This window comes from Pedobacter psychrodurus (assembly GCF_032678585.1).
GTDB lineage: Bacteria > Bacteroidota > Bacteroidia > Sphingobacteriales > Sphingobacteriaceae > Pedobacter > Pedobacter psychrodurus_A.
In genome coordinates this window covers 68,695-84,224 of the sequence record NZ_JAVTSN010000021.1, presented here as the reverse complement: position 1 = coordinate 84,224, position 15,530 = coordinate 68,695, and the positions used below count along the sequence as shown (strand labels likewise).

The 15,530-nt window shown below is 40.2% G+C and carries 20 protein-coding genes; 12 read left to right on the top strand and 8 right to left on the bottom strand.

Going from position 1 to position 15,530, the window contains the following annotated elements; all coding sequences use genetic code 11:
- Positions 1-39 precede the first annotated feature (39 nt).
- Complete coding sequence (locus R2S57_RS15165) at positions 40-1,431, bottom strand: DASH family cryptochrome (protein WP_316845801.1); 1,392 nt, start codon at positions 1,429-1,431, stop codon at positions 40-42.
- A 254-nt stretch (positions 1,432-1,685) separates the two neighbouring features.
- Between R2S57_RS15165 and R2S57_RS15160 the strand changes: the two genes are divergently transcribed.
- The 3 genes from R2S57_RS15160 to R2S57_RS15150 all read left to right on the top strand — a co-directional run bounded on the left by R2S57_RS15160 (position 1,686) and on the right by R2S57_RS15150 (position 3,343).
- Positions 1,686-2,261 carry a Crp/Fnr family transcriptional regulator gene (locus tag R2S57_RS15160; protein ID WP_316845800.1) on the top strand — a complete coding sequence of 192 codons (576 nt, stop codon included), beginning with the start codon at positions 1,686-1,688 and terminating at the stop codon, positions 2,259-2,261.
- Positions 2,262-2,313: 52 nt separating this feature from the next.
- Positions 2,314-2,715, top strand: a complete 402-nt coding sequence (locus R2S57_RS15155) for a 4-oxalocrotonate tautomerase (protein WP_316845799.1) — start codon at positions 2,314-2,316, stop codon at positions 2,713-2,715.
- A 79-nt stretch (positions 2,716-2,794) separates the two neighbouring features.
- Positions 2,795-3,343 carry a hypothetical protein gene (locus R2S57_RS15150; protein WP_316845798.1) on the top strand — a complete coding sequence of 183 codons (549 nt, stop codon included), beginning with the start codon at positions 2,795-2,797 and terminating at the stop codon, positions 3,341-3,343.
- A 123-nt stretch (positions 3,344-3,466) separates the two neighbouring features.
- Here R2S57_RS15150 and bla read toward each other — a convergent pair whose 3' ends face one another.
- From bla to R2S57_RS15135, 3 genes are all read right to left on the bottom strand, one after another.
- The gene (bla, locus tag R2S57_RS15145; protein ID WP_316845797.1) at positions 3,467-4,357 is read right to left on the bottom strand and encodes a class A beta-lactamase; all 891 of its coding nucleotides are present in this window, start codon (positions 4,355-4,357) and stop codon (positions 3,467-3,469) included.
- 30 nt (positions 4,358-4,387) lie between these two features.
- Positions 4,388-4,978 carry an HD domain-containing protein gene (locus R2S57_RS15140; protein ID WP_316845796.1) on the bottom strand — a complete coding sequence of 197 codons (591 nt, stop codon included), beginning with the start codon at positions 4,976-4,978 and terminating at the stop codon, positions 4,388-4,390.
- A 243-nt stretch (positions 4,979-5,221) separates the two neighbouring features.
- A complete protein-coding gene (locus R2S57_RS15135; RefSeq protein ID WP_316845795.1) occupies positions 5,222-5,611 on the bottom strand; it encodes a RidA family protein in 390 nt (129 codons plus the stop codon).
- A 157-nt stretch (positions 5,612-5,768) separates the two neighbouring features.
- On the opposite strand from R2S57_RS15135, the gene R2S57_RS15130 reads away from it, so the two are divergent.
- Complete coding sequence (locus R2S57_RS15130) at positions 5,769-6,653, top strand: AraC family transcriptional regulator (protein ID WP_316845794.1); 885 nt, start codon at positions 5,769-5,771, stop codon at positions 6,651-6,653.
- A gap of 37 nt (positions 6,654-6,690) precedes the next feature.
- Here R2S57_RS15130 and R2S57_RS15125 read toward each other — a convergent pair whose 3' ends face one another.
- Positions 6,691-7,032 (bottom strand): cupin domain-containing protein, encoded by a 342-nt coding sequence (locus R2S57_RS15125; protein WP_316845793.1) that lies wholly within the window; start codon positions 7,030-7,032, stop codon positions 6,691-6,693.
- 227 nt (positions 7,033-7,259) lie between these two features.
- Between R2S57_RS15125 and R2S57_RS15120 the strand changes: the two genes are divergently transcribed.
- Positions 7,260-8,108 carry an NAD(P)-dependent oxidoreductase gene (locus R2S57_RS15120; protein ID WP_316845792.1) on the top strand — a complete coding sequence of 283 codons (849 nt, stop codon included), beginning with the start codon at positions 7,260-7,262 and terminating at the stop codon, positions 8,106-8,108.
- Positions 8,109-8,201: 93 nt separating this feature from the next.
- On the opposite strand, the gene R2S57_RS15115 is transcribed toward R2S57_RS15120, so the two are convergent.
- The 3 genes from R2S57_RS15115 to R2S57_RS15105 all read right to left on the bottom strand — a co-directional run bounded on the left by R2S57_RS15115 (position 8,202) and on the right by R2S57_RS15105 (position 10,914).
- A complete protein-coding gene (locus R2S57_RS15115; RefSeq protein ID WP_316845791.1) occupies positions 8,202-9,071 on the bottom strand; it encodes an alpha/beta hydrolase in 870 nt (289 codons plus the stop codon).
- A 669-nt stretch (positions 9,072-9,740) separates the two neighbouring features.
- The gene (locus R2S57_RS15110; protein ID WP_316845790.1) at positions 9,741-10,142 is read right to left on the bottom strand and encodes a VOC family protein; all 402 of its coding nucleotides are present in this window, start codon (positions 10,140-10,142) and stop codon (positions 9,741-9,743) included.
- Positions 10,143-10,182: 40 nt separating this feature from the next.
- Positions 10,183-10,914 carry a YafY family protein gene (locus R2S57_RS15105; RefSeq protein WP_316845789.1) on the bottom strand — a complete coding sequence of 244 codons (732 nt, stop codon included), beginning with the start codon at positions 10,912-10,914 and terminating at the stop codon, positions 10,183-10,185.
- 179 nt (positions 10,915-11,093) lie between these two features.
- On the opposite strand from R2S57_RS15105, the gene R2S57_RS15100 reads away from it, so the two are divergent.
- The 7 genes from R2S57_RS15100 (at position 11,094) to R2S57_RS15070 (ending at position 15,393) form a co-directional block, all read left to right on the top strand.
- The gene (locus R2S57_RS15100) at positions 11,094-11,510 is read left to right on the top strand and encodes a hypothetical protein (RefSeq protein ID WP_316845788.1); all 417 of its coding nucleotides are present in this window, start codon (positions 11,094-11,096) and stop codon (positions 11,508-11,510) included.
- Between the two features lie 32 nt (positions 11,511-11,542).
- Positions 11,543-12,175, top strand: a complete 633-nt coding sequence (locus R2S57_RS15095) for a hypothetical protein (protein ID WP_316845787.1) — start codon at positions 11,543-11,545, stop codon at positions 12,173-12,175.
- A gap of 153 nt (positions 12,176-12,328) precedes the next feature.
- Positions 12,329-12,943, top strand: coding sequence for a hypothetical protein (locus R2S57_RS15090; RefSeq protein WP_316845786.1), 615 nt, complete (start codon positions 12,329-12,331; stop codon positions 12,941-12,943).
- Positions 12,944-13,063: 120 nt separating this feature from the next.
- Positions 13,064-13,876 carry an oxidoreductase gene (locus tag R2S57_RS15085; RefSeq protein ID WP_316845785.1) on the top strand — a complete coding sequence of 271 codons (813 nt, stop codon included), beginning with the start codon at positions 13,064-13,066 and terminating at the stop codon, positions 13,874-13,876.
- 7 nt (positions 13,877-13,883) lie between these two features.
- Complete coding sequence (locus R2S57_RS15080; protein ID WP_316845784.1) at positions 13,884-14,456, top strand: Crp/Fnr family transcriptional regulator; 573 nt, start codon at positions 13,884-13,886, stop codon at positions 14,454-14,456.
- 138 nt (positions 14,457-14,594) lie between these two features.
- Entirely contained in the window at positions 14,595-14,843 is a 249-nt protein-coding gene (locus R2S57_RS15075) for a hypothetical protein (RefSeq protein WP_316845783.1), read from the top strand.
- A gap of 58 nt (positions 14,844-14,901) precedes the next feature.
- Entirely contained in the window at positions 14,902-15,393 is a 492-nt protein-coding gene (locus R2S57_RS15070; protein ID WP_316845782.1) for a cupin domain-containing protein, read from the top strand.
- Positions 15,394-15,530 lie beyond the last annotated feature (137 nt).

The following is a 15,530-nucleotide window of genomic DNA, read 5'->3' as shown; positions in this document are numbered from 1 at the left end:
GGTTACTTGAGCATGGAAATTGTAAACAGAGACATAACTTTAAGAGGCTTGTTTCTGTATCAAAGCAATCGCCCTGCTCCACTTTTTATATACCTCAATAGGCTTGGGATAGGCGGTAATGTCGAATTCCCAGGGGACTAGCACCTCAACATCGTTTGCATCTGCAAGCTCAGGAATCCATTGGCGGATAAAATGCTGCGCTTTGTATTTGTTGGATTGATGTACGGGATTGGTGTACCAGATCTCGAATGCTTGCATATGCCAGTTCATCCAATTTGAGCTGACATCATAATCAATCAGTTTAGTTTCGAAATAAGCGGCACCCCATGTCCAATCTATTTTTAAATCATGCACAAGGTAACTTGCGCAGTTTACCCGGCCCCGGTTACTCATGTATCCGGTTTGGTTTAACTGCCGCATATGTGCATCTACAAAAGGTATGCCCGTAGTTCCCTGGCACCATTTCTCAAACTTAGCAGGATCATTTTCCCATTCGATTTCCTTATTTTTATAACCCTTAGTCTGAAAGATCGAATTGCCGAAACGCATTCCTTTAAAGATAAAATAATCTCTCCACACCAATTCAAAAACCAGCCACCAGGTGCTCTGATTTTTTTTCACTTTGGCTTCGTAAACTTTTACCTTTTCATATATTTCACGCGCAGAAATACAGCCCAATGCCAGATATGGCGAAAATTTAGAGCTATAATCCAGCCCGTCTGATTTATTTCTACTCCACCTGTAACCGGTTAAAAGTTCCGACTTAAAGGTATAATATTCCAATCTTTCCAATGCCGCGGTTTCGCCACCCTCAACAAATGGATTTGAATTTTCATATTCCTTTTTAGTAAACCCATAAATGCTGTACGAAGGAAATTCTTGGGTTTTTAGGTGTGCCACGGCTTTTAAATGAGTAGGCTTGCTAAAAGTTTTCCGGGGTTCGGCTTTTGATCCAACAGGAATCCTATAGGCCTTACTCGTAAGTGGAATTTTTGAGATCTCAAAGGGAATATCATCCTTATGGTATAGTGTTTTGCCCCAGAAAAAATGAAAGCTGATTTCTGGCAAAGCATTCATCACCTGATCAACCAAACTCATTTCGTAACTCGCATATTCCTCTTCTGCATACACATCTGTTATCCCATATTCCTCAACCAGCTCGGGTAGGGTAACAAGAGCTGAAACTTCTCCAATGATTAAATGACCACCATGAGATTCCAGGTTTTTTCTAAGATTAAGCACAGATTGCTGCAAAAACTTGAATCTGATTACATTTACCCTGCGAAAACCAAGATTTAGCTTATCGAAGTCTTTCTTCTCGATACAATAACAAAAAACCAGATCGGTACATTCCTTCTGCGCCCTAATCAAAGCTTCGTTATCATGCAATCTCAGATCGTTCTTAAACCAAACCAGCCCCCGTTTCTTCATGTTATAAAATTTTTACACTTAATATTGACCATCGCACGTGAAGTCTTTGAAATAACATAAAAACATTTAAAAAAGTTCGCGCTAAATGAAAAGGCAATCTTCCCGCTGGCACTCACCGAGATTTGCAATTGAACCCATATGACAAAAAATCTCAAGTCATTTAGCCCATGCCCCCTATCGTTCTAACCTCAACACGAGTAGTACCATAGAAAATAAAACTTATCTTTGCATCACCTTAGTAATCAGCCAGAATAATGGAATCATTAATGTCTTTATTTACCGAAAAGTTAGGATTGGACATGAGCCATTTTGAATTGTTCAGGTCCCAACTAAAATTAAAGAATTTAAAGAAGAAAGAGCATTTGATCCGTGAAGGCTCGGTTTGTCATTTTATTGGCTTTGTATCTTCAGGTACGCTCCGGTCGTATGTGATGAACGAAGAAGGCGAATTTAATAATGATTTTTATTTTGATCATGATTTTGTAAGCGCCTATACCAGCTTTTTAACGCAGATGCCCACCAATTGCAATATAGAAGCATTAACGGATAGCACCATTTATACCATTAGCTCCGAGAAGCTCAATACATTAATAACACAGGATAGCGCCTTCCTTAAACTGGGCAAATATATTTCTGATCTGTATTTCATCAGGAAATGCAGACGCGAGACCTCTTTTTTAAAACAAACAGCAGCAGAAAGATTGGAAGGCCTGTCTACCCTATACCCAGGCATACAACAGCGGGTTTCGCAATATCACATCGCTTCCTATTTGGGTATTAAACCCGAATCGCTGAGCAGAATCAAACTCTTAACCTACATCAATAAATAGCGCCCGATTTAAGCTGAATTTTACCCTCAGTAATTCACTTAAATATTGACGTATGCCCATAATTGATTTAAAAGTAAGCGGTAAGGAAAACCCTGCTTTAGCACAAGAACTCGTAAAAGAAATCGGCCGGTTGACCAAAGAGGTTTTAAACAAAAAACCTGAGATTACCGTCGTTACCCTTTCATTCGTACCGGAGCATCTCTGGTTTGTGAATGCGGTATCGCTGGCTGAACTGAAAATAAAAAGCTTTCATCTGAACATTAAAATTTCGGATTCTACCAATCTTAAAACAGATAAGGCCAAATATATTGAGGCGGTACACCAATCGTTAAGCTCTATTCTTGGCAATGTTCATCCGGTAAGTTATACTGCCATCCACGAAATGAAAGCGGATGCCTATGGTTATGAAGGTTTAACGATAGAGTATAAAATCATTACCAATCAAAAGAAATAAACACTTTCTATGAAGCGTAGGCTTAACTGCTCCTGCGCCTTATTTCGTTCTGTTCAAAAAAACTTAATAAAACATCGAAATGAAACCCGTAAAAATAGTATCAATTCTCCTGCTGATCGCTATACAGCAGGGTTTTGCCCAACAGGTGGCCGATAATAAAAGCGCGATAAACGATATCATCAACAAGTACAGTGAAAGCGTTATTGCGAAAGACTCTGTTACATTTTATAGCTTGTTCAATGATGGTCCTGTGGTTTGGTGTGCCGCAGTTAAAGACCGGTCGCATGCCAAAGAGATAGAGAGAGATGGCATAAAAGCAACTGGCAGCAATTATTTTGCGGGAAGTTACAAAGGCTTTTTAAGGGGCTTATTCAAATATAAATCTACCGAAGATAAGTTTGACAATATTCAAATTATCGAGGATGGCACTGTGGCTTCTGTAATCATGGACTATAGTTTCTGGGCAAATCATAAAATGACCAACTGGGGCAGCAAATACCTCGGTCTAATAAAAAAAGATGGGAAATGGAAGATTACCAGTGTAATCTATTCTTTAGAACTTATTGACTATTTTAAGCAACCCTCGCCTAAAGAACGAATGAAGTCTCGGTCGGGGAGCAAATCATAGCAAGCCATCCGCTGCTGTCATTTCAATTATCACAATAAAACAGATGGAAATGTTATATACCGGACAAATAAACCCGGCCTGTGCATTTCCATCTTTACCTGATCAATATGCCTTTAAAAGGCCTTATGCACCAGAAAATTCTTCGAATGCCGCTTTTGCTATCTTCGCTATTATTGCTTCACGTTGTGTATCATCTGCATAAGAGTCTGTAATCATCACCGCAATACAAAGGTGCCTGCCATTGGGTAACGTTATCGTCGCAATATCATTGGTAGCTGGAGAGAGACCCTTTCCATTTGTTCCGGATGTACCCGAGCGGTGTTCTACTATCGTTCCTATGGGTAAAAGGAACCTGATCCGCTTCGGTGTTACATAGGTTTCCCTCATCCATTTCTGGAGAAGAATATTCGATTTTTCCGAAAGTATTTTTTGCGTTAGGGTCATCTCCAGGAGCGCAACCAGAGATGATGGAGTGGTCCAGTTTAAATATTGTCGCTCCCATGATCCGGCCATTTCGTTTTCATTTACTTTCATCTGGAAATCAGAAATGCCAAGGCCATTTATAAACTTCTGTACTACAGCAGGACCTTTTACCAATTTCAAAAGCAGATCACATGCATTGTTATCACTTCGGGTGACCATGTCTTCTAGCATTTCCCGGACGGTGATATCAACATTTCCATCGGGGTATTTCTCATAGAGTGCACTTACCGTTTTGTGGAGATCAGCTTTCCGGACAAATATTTTCTGGTCGAGTTTCAATTTCCCCTCATCAATCTGTTTCAGTACCAGCATCGCAATTGGAAACTTGAATACACTTTGCATCACGTAATGCTCCTGGTTGTGAAAACTAAGGGTATCTCCGGTTTCCGGAATTTTTATAAAAACACCGAGATGCCCTGCTGAATTATCTGATAACTTACTGATCAGCGACCTTAAAGTGAGGTGCTGTGCGTAAATCTGGCAGCTTATAAATGATAGAATAAGTATTGAAACTAAGCTTTTTTTGATCATAAAATTCTTTCTTTTTAGTAGAGGCGCTACCTATTTTTTTAAAATTCCCTTTGCAACACTTTCGTTTAATAAGTCTTCTGCATAATTCCAGATGGCACAAGAACCATCATTTATCGCTTTCTTTTTCTCATACACCTTTTGGAAAGGCACATTAAATTCTGCCCAGGTTCCACCCTTGTTGGATGCATTCTGCAACAATGGCTCAAATCTATCCATGGCTCTTGCAAACCTGGCTTCTTCGGTAATACCTTCCTCAAACTCTTCCCATATTGCGGTAAATTCTTCTGCCTGCAGGACAGGCAGGATTCCAAATATCCTTTTGGCCGCGATAAGTTCTTCATCGGTATTGGTATGGCTCTTTGTGGTATCGTAGATAAACGTATCACCCGCATCAATTTCTACAATATCGTGGATCAATACCATTTTAAGCACCTTTAGCACATCTACCGGTTTGTTCGAATGTTCGGCCAGTATGATCGCCATCATGGCCAGATGCCAACTGTGTTCGGCATCATTTTCACGCCGGTCGCTATCAAATAATTTTGTTTTTCGCTGAATGTATTTCAACTTATCAATCTCTTTTATGAAAGCGACTTGTTTTAATAGATTATCTGAATCCACACTCTTTTTGATTTATTTACCTTTAAAACTTATTATCTCTTTCAAAGATAGTTGTTGCGCTCAACAATGTTAGGTCTGTGGAGCATATTATCACAAAGACATGCGATAAAATCCTTGGAACCGCATACAGGATGTGCCCACATTTGAAGCAAAAACATTTTAAAAGCAAGGACGGTATTACCCCTCGATAATACCTTCCTTAACTCCGCCAAACAATATCTTTCAGATCGTTATTGGGTGAAGTTAAACTATAGCGGTCACTTCTATCTCAATGATCACGTCACTCCGGAATAAACCTTTTACCTCAACAAGTGTACTTGTTGGTGGATGATTTAGATTAATGAATTGATCTCTGGCTTCTCTATAGCCCGCTATCTGGGAAATGTCTGAGATGAAAATCCCCAGTTTTATGATATCCTCCATGCCAGCACCACAGGCTTCCAAAATATCCCTGATATTTTCAAAAATCTGAATGGTCTGTGTTTTTACATCTTTACCAACTAACTCACCTTGTTTATTAAGGGGAATTTGCCCCGACAGAATAATCATTTTCTGATCACCAAATGGGATTTCAATCGCCTGTGACAAGCCCTTTATTGCAAATACTTTTTCTGCGTTTTTAAATTGTAGCATAACTGTTTATGAATTATTTTTTCACAAAATTCTAATAAATATGATACAATGAGATTGCTTAAAACGCCATATTTCATGACTTTTTGTGTCAACAGAAAAAAGATTTTACGATAATTTCAAGGCTATAAATTATATACTTTTGTCAAAACGCATTACCATGGATGTTGTAAAACAAGTAGCAGATCAGAGTTCATTTCAAGGGACGCATATTATTTTAACTTCAAAGGAAATCGGCACAACAGAGATTTGCCGCCAACAACATAAAACCCCGTTTCATAAACAGAATACGTTAAAAGAACATTTTTTGCTATTTGCCGTGGAAGGGATTAATGAGTTGCACATTGGAAACCATTTCTTTCGGTTAGAAAAGGGCGAAATGTTACTAATAAAAAAGGCTACTTATGTAGAGATTGTGAAAGCTGGCAATGCCCTGGATAATTATATGTATGAAAGTGTTTCTTTCTCTTTAAAGAAAGATATCATCATCGATTTTATAAAATTGATTGAAATGGATGATTATCCAAAAGAGACCGTTTTGGATGATGAAATGATTATTCATCCCTATGGAGGCCGTTTGCAATCATTTCTGACATCTATGAAGCCTTATTTCGACGACAATCAAAATGTAAAAACGGGCTTGTTCAAACTCAAAATCCTGGAATTACTTTATAGCCTTTCGCAGGAAAATCCAAAGTTTTTACAGCAATTGATAAACCTTAACCGCTATGAAACTAAAGATTTATTAAAAACTATAGAGGCACATTACCTTCAGCCCTATACGCTGCAGCAATTGGCTCATATTTCGGGAAGAAGTTTATCGACCTTTCGGAGGGAATTTGAATCTTTGTTTCAGATAACACCTGCCAAATGGATACAGGAAAAACGATTGGAAAAAGCCAGGAGCCTATTCTTTTCCACACAACTAACCATTGCCAATGTATGTTATGAAGTGGGTTATGAAAATGTTTCACATTTCTCACGCTTGTATAAAAGTCATTTTGGATACAGCCCAAGCGAAACTAAAAAACATCGTGCGAGCTGATTTACCTTTTATTGCCAGCCCTTAAACTTCGGGTAATTTAAGTAAAATCGGTGTCCCGAACAGTTTCCATACCCGCAAGCTCAAAAGTAAGATTTACGGAACGCCCGCCCAGCGGCCTGGTGCGATGTTTCACATTTGCAGGGATTGTGAACAGCTGACCAGGTTTAAGTTCCACAGTACGGTCTTCAAGGTCGATTAACAAAATCCCTTCGGTTACCAGAAAGGTTTCATCGCTATTGGGGTGGTAATGCCAGTAAAAAGCTTCCGTCATTATCCCAACTCTCACCACATGATCGTTAAAAAATGATAGTGGAATATTTTTGTTGCTATTGAAAGCGTCTGTTTCCTGTTTAATATCGATTACGGTTAGCGGTGTCATCAATGGGGTAATTTAATTAATGAATATTTAAAACAAATATAGTTAGTGAACAGGCATTTCAGCAAAAATAGCCATCTATTCCGAGCACAAAGTCATTCTGATTTTCTATCCGTTTTAAACTTATTGAATATTTAGTCAAGCCATTGTTAAAGAATGAATGAAATTTAAGATGCCGTTGTAGAAGTCACGAGCAAGTCGTTACATTTATGCAATTAATAAAACATTCTATGAAAGCATTTTTGGGTATGGGCCTGTTGGGCGCAAATTTTGTGAAAGCAATGCTCCGCAAGGGCGAGCAAGTTCAGGTGTGGAACAGAACGGCATCAAAGGCGAAAGTACTGGAAGCCGAAGGCGCAAAAGCTTTTGAAAGCATTATCGATGCCGTAAAAGGCGCTGAAGTGATCCACCTCACACTAAAAGACGATGCCACGGTAAATGAAGTTCTGTTGGCCGCAAGCAGTGGCTTTACACCTGGTGTTACTATTATCGACCATACCACCACTTCAGCACAGGGTGCGATAGAAAGAACAGCAGCGTGGAAAGCCAGGGCATTCACCTACCTGCATGCTCCTGTGTTTATGGGGCCGCCGAATGCGCTCGAAAGTACTGGAAATATGCTGGTATCCGGCGATCAGGTCGTGGTTGAAAGGGTTAAGGACGAACTTTCCAAAATGACCGGAAAGCTGATCAATTTTGGCCCTGAAGAGGGAAAGGCCGCAGGCATCAAACTCATCGGAAATCTTTTTCTAATTTCACTTACCGCAGGACTTTCTGATTGCCTCGGGCTTGCAAAAGCCCTGGGTATTGATACTGCAGATATCTCTTCACTTTTTGCCTCATGGAACCCTGGAGCAGGTGCTCCGGCCAGGTTTGATAAGATCAGGACAGGAGATTTTAGCAAACCCTCCTGGGAACTGGATATGGCACGTAAAGATGCCGGCCTGATGATCAGTGCGGCAAATGAAAAAGGCATTGAACTTACAGTTGCACCAGCTGTAGCGGCCTTAATGGACAGCTGGATCGCAAAGGGACATGGATCGGACGACTGGAGCGTAATTGCTAAGGACAATCTCTAGTGAAGACCATTTCAAGAGGCTTTATTTAAAATAAAAACGGCAAGGGTATCTCTTGAACCTCTTGCTGTTTATACATTAAAAAGATTGAAGCATTTACTTTAAAAAACCATTCAAATAACCTAGTATAGTTTCAGTCTGCATCATCAGGCCTACGTGCGTTTGCCCCGGAACAATGGCCAGATGCGATTTTGGCATTGCACCCATATCTGCAAATTTAACACCGCCCAACAATTGATAGGTTTTGATCAGTTCTATTTTATCCAGGCCATCATTGTCGCCTGCGATGATCAGTACCGGTGCGGTAATTTTTGCAATATTGGCATCACCCATATCGAATGGCACATTGGCATATGCGATCATCTGTTCTAAAAACTTTGTCCATTTAGTTTTGTCGGGTGCAACTGCATCGTAGGCCGTTTTCATTGGGGTGTTTGTTAAAAATTCAGGTTTCATCCCTTTAAAGGCATTATTGACTTCGGGCATCCAGCCAGTGGATTTATAGGTGGAAGAAATAATCACCAGTTTTTTTAGCCGTTTAGGGCTTTGTAAGGCGAACTGGTATGCAATGGTACCACCCATGCTATAACCTACCACATCAGCACTGTCTACTTTTAAATAATTCATCACCGCTTCCACATCACTGGCCAGGGTAGGCTGATCTAATTTACGTTCTGAATAAGGTGTGTGTCCATGTCCCTGCATTTCGATGGCAATTACCTTTCTGGTTTTTGATAATTCGGGTATGAGTTGGCCCCAGTTTCCTGCGATGGTCATAAAAGCACCATGGATTAATACCAGTGGTTTACCCTCGCCGTACACTTCGTAATATACTTTAGTATCTTTAACAGGTGCGTAGCCGCTCTGCGCGGGTTTAACCTGTGCATTTGATTGCGCGGCTGTGATGGTCATGATTGTAATGAGTAATGATTTAACCCGATTACCAGTTTTGAGTAAATTTTTCATATGGCTGTTCGTTTTTGTTGATCTGTATTGACAATACAAATATGGCGCGCATCAAAGAATTTAGTGCGACGTAAAAACGACAACGTTAGATGTGGATTGCGACATATTATATTTAGCAATTTAACCGGCAGACGGCATTGAAGCACAGCGTTGTATCATTCCTGGATTCCTCTTCAATACATACCTCTGATTTTGTCAGTCTGAGCGTAGTCGAAGACCATTATAAATTAAAGGCCATTATTAACCATAGAAGAAATATAAGATCACCTAAGGCTTATATATGCCTTAAATGACTGATATTGTAAAACCACTTCTAGTTCTCTCCTTAGTTAATGTTCCCCGTTTTGTCAGTCTGAGCGTAGTCGAAGACCATTATAAATTAACAGCCATTATTAACCATAGAAGAAATATAAGATCACATAAGGCTTATCTGTTTCTTAAATGACCGATATGGTAAAACCACTTCTAGTTTCTCTCCTTAATAAATGTTCCCCGTTTTGCCAGTCCGAGTTTAGTCGAAGACCTTTATCAGTTAACAACCCTTTTTAACCACAGATGGACACAACTGCCCTACCGTTCAGGTCGGATATAAGAATCCCTGTTTATCTGTGGCATCTGTGGCAAAAAAACATTTAGCTTAATCACATTACCCATATCCTACAATATTTCCTACCCAAACTTAGCTATTGCTTCAGGACTAGCAGGCGTAAACAGGTTTACCAGATTACCATCAGGATCTCTCAGTAACAGCGACTTATTTCCCCAGGGCATCAGGGTGGGTTCCTGAACCACCGGCGCGTTTAAAATGGGGGCCAATCTCCGGAATTCTTCTTCTACGTCGGCAACAAAGAATTCGATAATCGCGCTACGGTTGTGTGCTGCTTCCGCTACCGAATCGCCGCCAAAAAACTGTAAGGTTCTGGTGCTTCCTATAGCAAGTGTGGCCGTTTTGGTTTTCACCTCGGCAAAATCCGGAGTATACTTAATGGCAGGAATGCCTGTTACCCGTTCATAAAAGGTGATCATTTCTCCGATGTTGGCGGTAATGATTCGAATAGATACTAAATTCATCGCTTTAAAATTTTATTTGTAAAGCGAAATTATAATGGCCTTATGACAACTGTTTGTCACTGCTTAAAAAGTTTTTTTCTTTTTCTTCTAAATATTGTTGCAGGCTCAGCTGGTGGGGTGCAAACTTTATCTCCATGGGATAAACCTCGCTGATCCTATCCAGCCGGAACATCCTGAAATCGTTCCGAAGCCTGCAAAAGGCAATCAGCGCCCATTGTTGCTGGCCACTATAATAAAAGGCGAATGGTTCTATCAGTCGCTCGGTATCTCCTTTACCTTCCGCCTGGTAGCGGATGCGTAACAGGGTAAAACTGGTGAGCGCGTTTTGGATCAGGGCCAGCGAACTGCTGGTGGCGGGTTCGATATGCACAGGGCTCACTGCCACCCTTGTAGAAAGGAGTTCCAGTTTCTCTTTGGCCGTATAGTTCAATACGGCTTTAACTTTGTTTACCGCTTGTTCGAAAGCGCTGATTAAGGAACTGTCTTTATTAAGCCTAAGCAATTGTCCGGCGGTAATTAAGGCACTGGCCTCCTCTTCCGAAAACATGATTGGCGGGATTTTATAACCTTCGGCAAGCGAATAACCTTTCCCTTCACTGCTGGCAATGGGAACGCCAATCTGCTCCAGCACCCTGATGTCGCGGTAAATGGTGCGAACGCTGACGTTAAATTTCTCAGCAAGGTCGCCCGAACTTACCACGCGTTTGGTTTGCAGCTGTAATAATATTGCGCTCAGGCGTGTTAGCCTTTTGATATCGTTTGCACTGGCCATGAGGATATTTTATTGCTCAAATATACAATCTGATATTTAAGTGTTTGAAAATAAAATGTACAAGAGAAGAGGAGATATTTCCTTTTTGGATAGACTGCTGTTGTAGATTGTTTGCTGACGAAAATTAATATCTTGGTAGTAAATTAACAATCATAAACTGTCACACCAATCAATGATTTATGGAAAGTAACATGAAGAAATTATGGAGAGAGAAGTGGCTGAACTGCATGAATGAATTAACATCTTTCGATCTTCAAAAGAAATCCTGGCTCGACAGGACGCAGAACAATCCGCATTGGTCATTTGTAGAATTTATGTGCAGTTATTTTGATGACCTGGCTGTTGACAACATTTATAAACCCCCATTAGATAATGGCTGGATAACTTTGCATGAGTACGAAATAATTAAAACCTGGCACGAAGAACTTGCCAAATACTACTCACCCAACCATGATGATTATAACCATGAGGCCATTTTAAATGACCCTAATTGGCTTTACATTTTAAAAATTGGCGTTGATAGCAAGCATACATTAGCAGAATTACTCAATGAAAACGAGAAAGAAATACTGTTAAAAGAAATGGATTATATTTAATTTTGATTGACACCTAAACTTAACAATCTCAAATGGCAGAGTGGTATAGACGAAAAACTTGGGCAAAAATAGATGAAGAAGAATTCTTTGCAAAACTCGGAAGAGCAAGAAAAGACGGGCGGGCCCAATATTTAAAGATACAAGCAATTGAGTTAGTTGAGACCAAAAACAAGGGGCTATTGAATGTCGCCGAAACATTGCTCATTAAAATGTTAACCGATTATCCAGACGACAATTTTAACAGGGGTTCAGCACTCAAGACCCTAGGTGACATTTACAAATTGAATGTAGATTATAAATCAGCAATCGACTTCTACAAACAAGCGCTTGATTTTGAGAAAGTATACCCCAATGTTATAACAGAAGCATATTTAAACTATTCGGAGTTAGTTGTAAAGACAAACCAGTTGGAATTGTTTGATGGGCTTGAAAAAATACTATTAGAGCGTTATTCAAGAATGATGTTTCCAATTGAAAAATATAAAGTAAATTCCATCCTTTCAATAATTAATAATGTAAAAGGGCGACAAGAGAAAGCAAAGCAATATTCAGATTTAGCTGAACAATTTGCATCTGCCAACACTTCAGGACTTAGGTACCATAAATATTTAGGAACAGTTAAAGAGCGGGATAGTTGGCTTGACAAGTTTGTAAGAAAGAAATAAACTGCGTTTATCCATCCTTAAAACAAGTTTGATAAAGAAGAACGTGATTTGGAGGTTGCTCCGATAGCTTGTGGTCACGCCTCAAATCATCTCTCAAACAAAAAATGGAAAAGATTTCACAGAACCAATTGTGCATACCTATGTTTATATCCTATGTATTTTAACGAATCTACTCCCATAACGCTACCTGGCCCCGAAGTGCTCCGCTTTAAATGTGGCAACCTGCGTATTGCTTTTTTAGCTTTCGACATGGTGTTCTGGATGTTTACCTTGGTTTTTCTTTTTGCGATAGCGTCGCATAATGGTTATCCGGCACTTGCCCAGCGTGCCAGGGAAGTAAATAATTATTTCGGAACGCATACAACGGCTTTCATGGCCGGGCCCGCAATCATCGGCATTACCCTATTGTATTTTGCCTATGGCCGCAATACGATCAGCTGGCAAGACGGTCTGCTTATGGATGCGAAGCCAAAACAAATTTTAGGTTATCAGTTTAAATCATTTTTTGGGGGCGTACCCCTCATTTATCTCTCAACGGCTTCCGGAAAATATATCGTATATCCGGCAACTTCGCAGGATGGAAGGAAGTTCCCTGATATCAAAATCATGCAAAAGGAAATGGCAGAGAACCAGGTTAAAGTAGATCTGTTGAGGCAAAAGCTCAGCGAATCTGCTGTACCCGAAAGGCGCTTCTGGTTTTTCAGTTGGGATGTTGGCTTTTCTTTTGCGGTTTTTTTGATCGTAACCGCAACTGCGTTTTTGTTGTAGTATCGCCTTATACTGGCTCCATTAATTATAAATTCTTTTACCTAACGCTTTTTGCCAAATGGCAAATGTTATCTTGTAACGTTCACAGATCTTTGTCTTATTCATTAATTTAATATAAAAATGACAAAGACAGTATTGATTACGGGCGCATCCTCAGGCATTGGTAAAGCCACAGCGATTTACCTGGCGCAAAACAACTATAATGTTTACGGAGCGGCACGCAGAATAGAAAAGTTAAAGGAATTACAGGAATATGGTATAAAACCTATCGCTTTAGATATTACCAATGAAGAAAGTATGGTTTCCTGCTTTGATCTGGTGATGGCGGAGGCCGGAAGTATCGACATCCTGATCAACAGCGCCGGACTTGGCTCCTACGGTGCATTAGAAGATGTACCAGTTACCGAGGCGAAAAATCAGTTAAACATTAACCTGTTTGGCGCCGCGCGACTGATCCAGCTCGTATTACCAGTTATGCGTAAAAACCAGTACGGGAAGATCATCAATATTTCATCGGTAGGTGGTAAAGTGGGTTTACCTATGGGCAGCTGGTACCATGCGAGTAAATTTGCCATTGAAGGCCTGAGTGATGCTTTGAGAAATGAAGTAAAACCATTTGGCATCGATGTGATTGTTATAGAACCAGGCGGAACGCAATCAGAAATGATTGGGATCGGTGCCGAAGATCTGATGCGTTCATCAGGCAATACCGCCTATCAGAAGCTCGCAAAAGCAATGGTAAAAATGTACGGAGAAATGGAGAAAAACGCCGTAAAACCGGTAGTTATTGCTAAATTGATCAAAAAAGGTATTGAGGCCAAATCACCAAAAACGCGGTATGTGGGTGGCGCAATGGCAAAACCAATGTTATTTTTGAGAAAAATATTATCGGATAAACTATTCGATAAAATACTGATGAGCCAGATGAAATAATGCAAATATGGAACAACTGATTAATTACCTGCTGCTGTTCGGACAACTGAACCCACAACAGATCGACCTGATTAGAGGTAAAGTGGTAATGAAGGAAATTAAAAAAGACCAGTACTATCACGAAGCCGGACAGATTGCCCGCGAAGTCATCTTTCTTACGGAAGGTGTTATGCGGGTATGTTATTATAACCATAAAGGCGACGAAATAACCAAGTACTTTCTGGACGAAAATCATTTTATCGCCGATCTAGACAGTTATAACCTGGCAATACCTTCTGTTGAATATGTTCAGGCCATTACAGATTGCAAGTATATCGCGATATCGAAAACCGTAATGGAAGAACTGTCCATGATCATCATTGGTTGGGATGCCATCATTGCCAAAATTACGGCTAAAGGAATGGCAGAAAAAGTAAACCGCATCAGCACAATGATGCCTAGTGATGCGAAAGAACGCTATTTAAAGTTCCTGACCAATTTCCCTGCCCTGGCCAACAGAATTCCGCTGTCGTACCTCGCTTCCTTTATCGGCATTACCCAGTCGTCTCTAAGCAGGATCCGAAAAAACATTGATCAGTAGCGATTTACACAAGCTTAGTTTAGCATGAGATTTTTTCACAGTTTGGATTTAGTAAATGTCATTAATACATATATTTGTTATTACGCTTTGATTAGGATAAAACCTGGCAACGAACGACTATTTTAAAAATCTAGAAAAATGACTCCACAAGAATTAGCGCAATTAACAGACGAAGCATTATTACAGGAAGCAAAAAAGATGAAATCCAGTAAACTTACCGATGGGCTTTTTATTGGCTTACTGCTCGGAATCGCGGTTTACAGCACCGTTAGAAACGGCTTTGGTTTTTTAACTTTTCTCCCCTTTATTTATTTACCAATGGCCGGCAGGAATAAGGTGAAAAATAAAGCCCTGGAAGATCTTTTAAAAGAAAGAAAACTGAAATAAGTAAGTGTTTGTTTTAACCTAAGGTATAAAGCGGGCGATAGGAATTAAAGAATACAATATGGAATCCAATATACAGATCACCGATAAAAGTGAAGGAGAATTTCTCGGCATAGCTGGCGGCAATTACAGAATTATCATTTCAGGAAAACAGACCAATGGCAATTATGCGGTGATCGAAATGACGGTTCCGCCCGGTGGTGGTCCGCCACCGCATGCCCACCCCGATACCCAGGAAATGTTTCATGTGCTGGAGGGCGAGGTGGAATTTAAAACCGAGGCGGACAAACAAACCGTTACGAAAGATGGCTTTGTAAACATTCCTTTTGGTGGTGCCATACATTGTTTTAAAAATAACTCCGATAAAGACGCGCGATTGCTGTGCACGGTAGTTCCGGCCGGTTTGGAAGCATTATTTCAGGAAATCGGCGTACCAGTACTCCCAGGTCAGCGGGCACCAATCCCCGAACTAACCGAAGAGCGGAAACAGCTTTTAAAGGAGATGGATCTGAAATACAATCAAAAAACATATCCTATGGATTTTTTGGGATAGGATGAGGTTTAAATGCTGCGGCTATATACTTATTTAAAGCGTAAGGTTTGATCAGTGATTAGTATAGATAAAAGAGTCTATACTATAATTTATAGTTTCATTCGGATTTGTCTCGCTATGCCCCCGAGAAGTCGGTA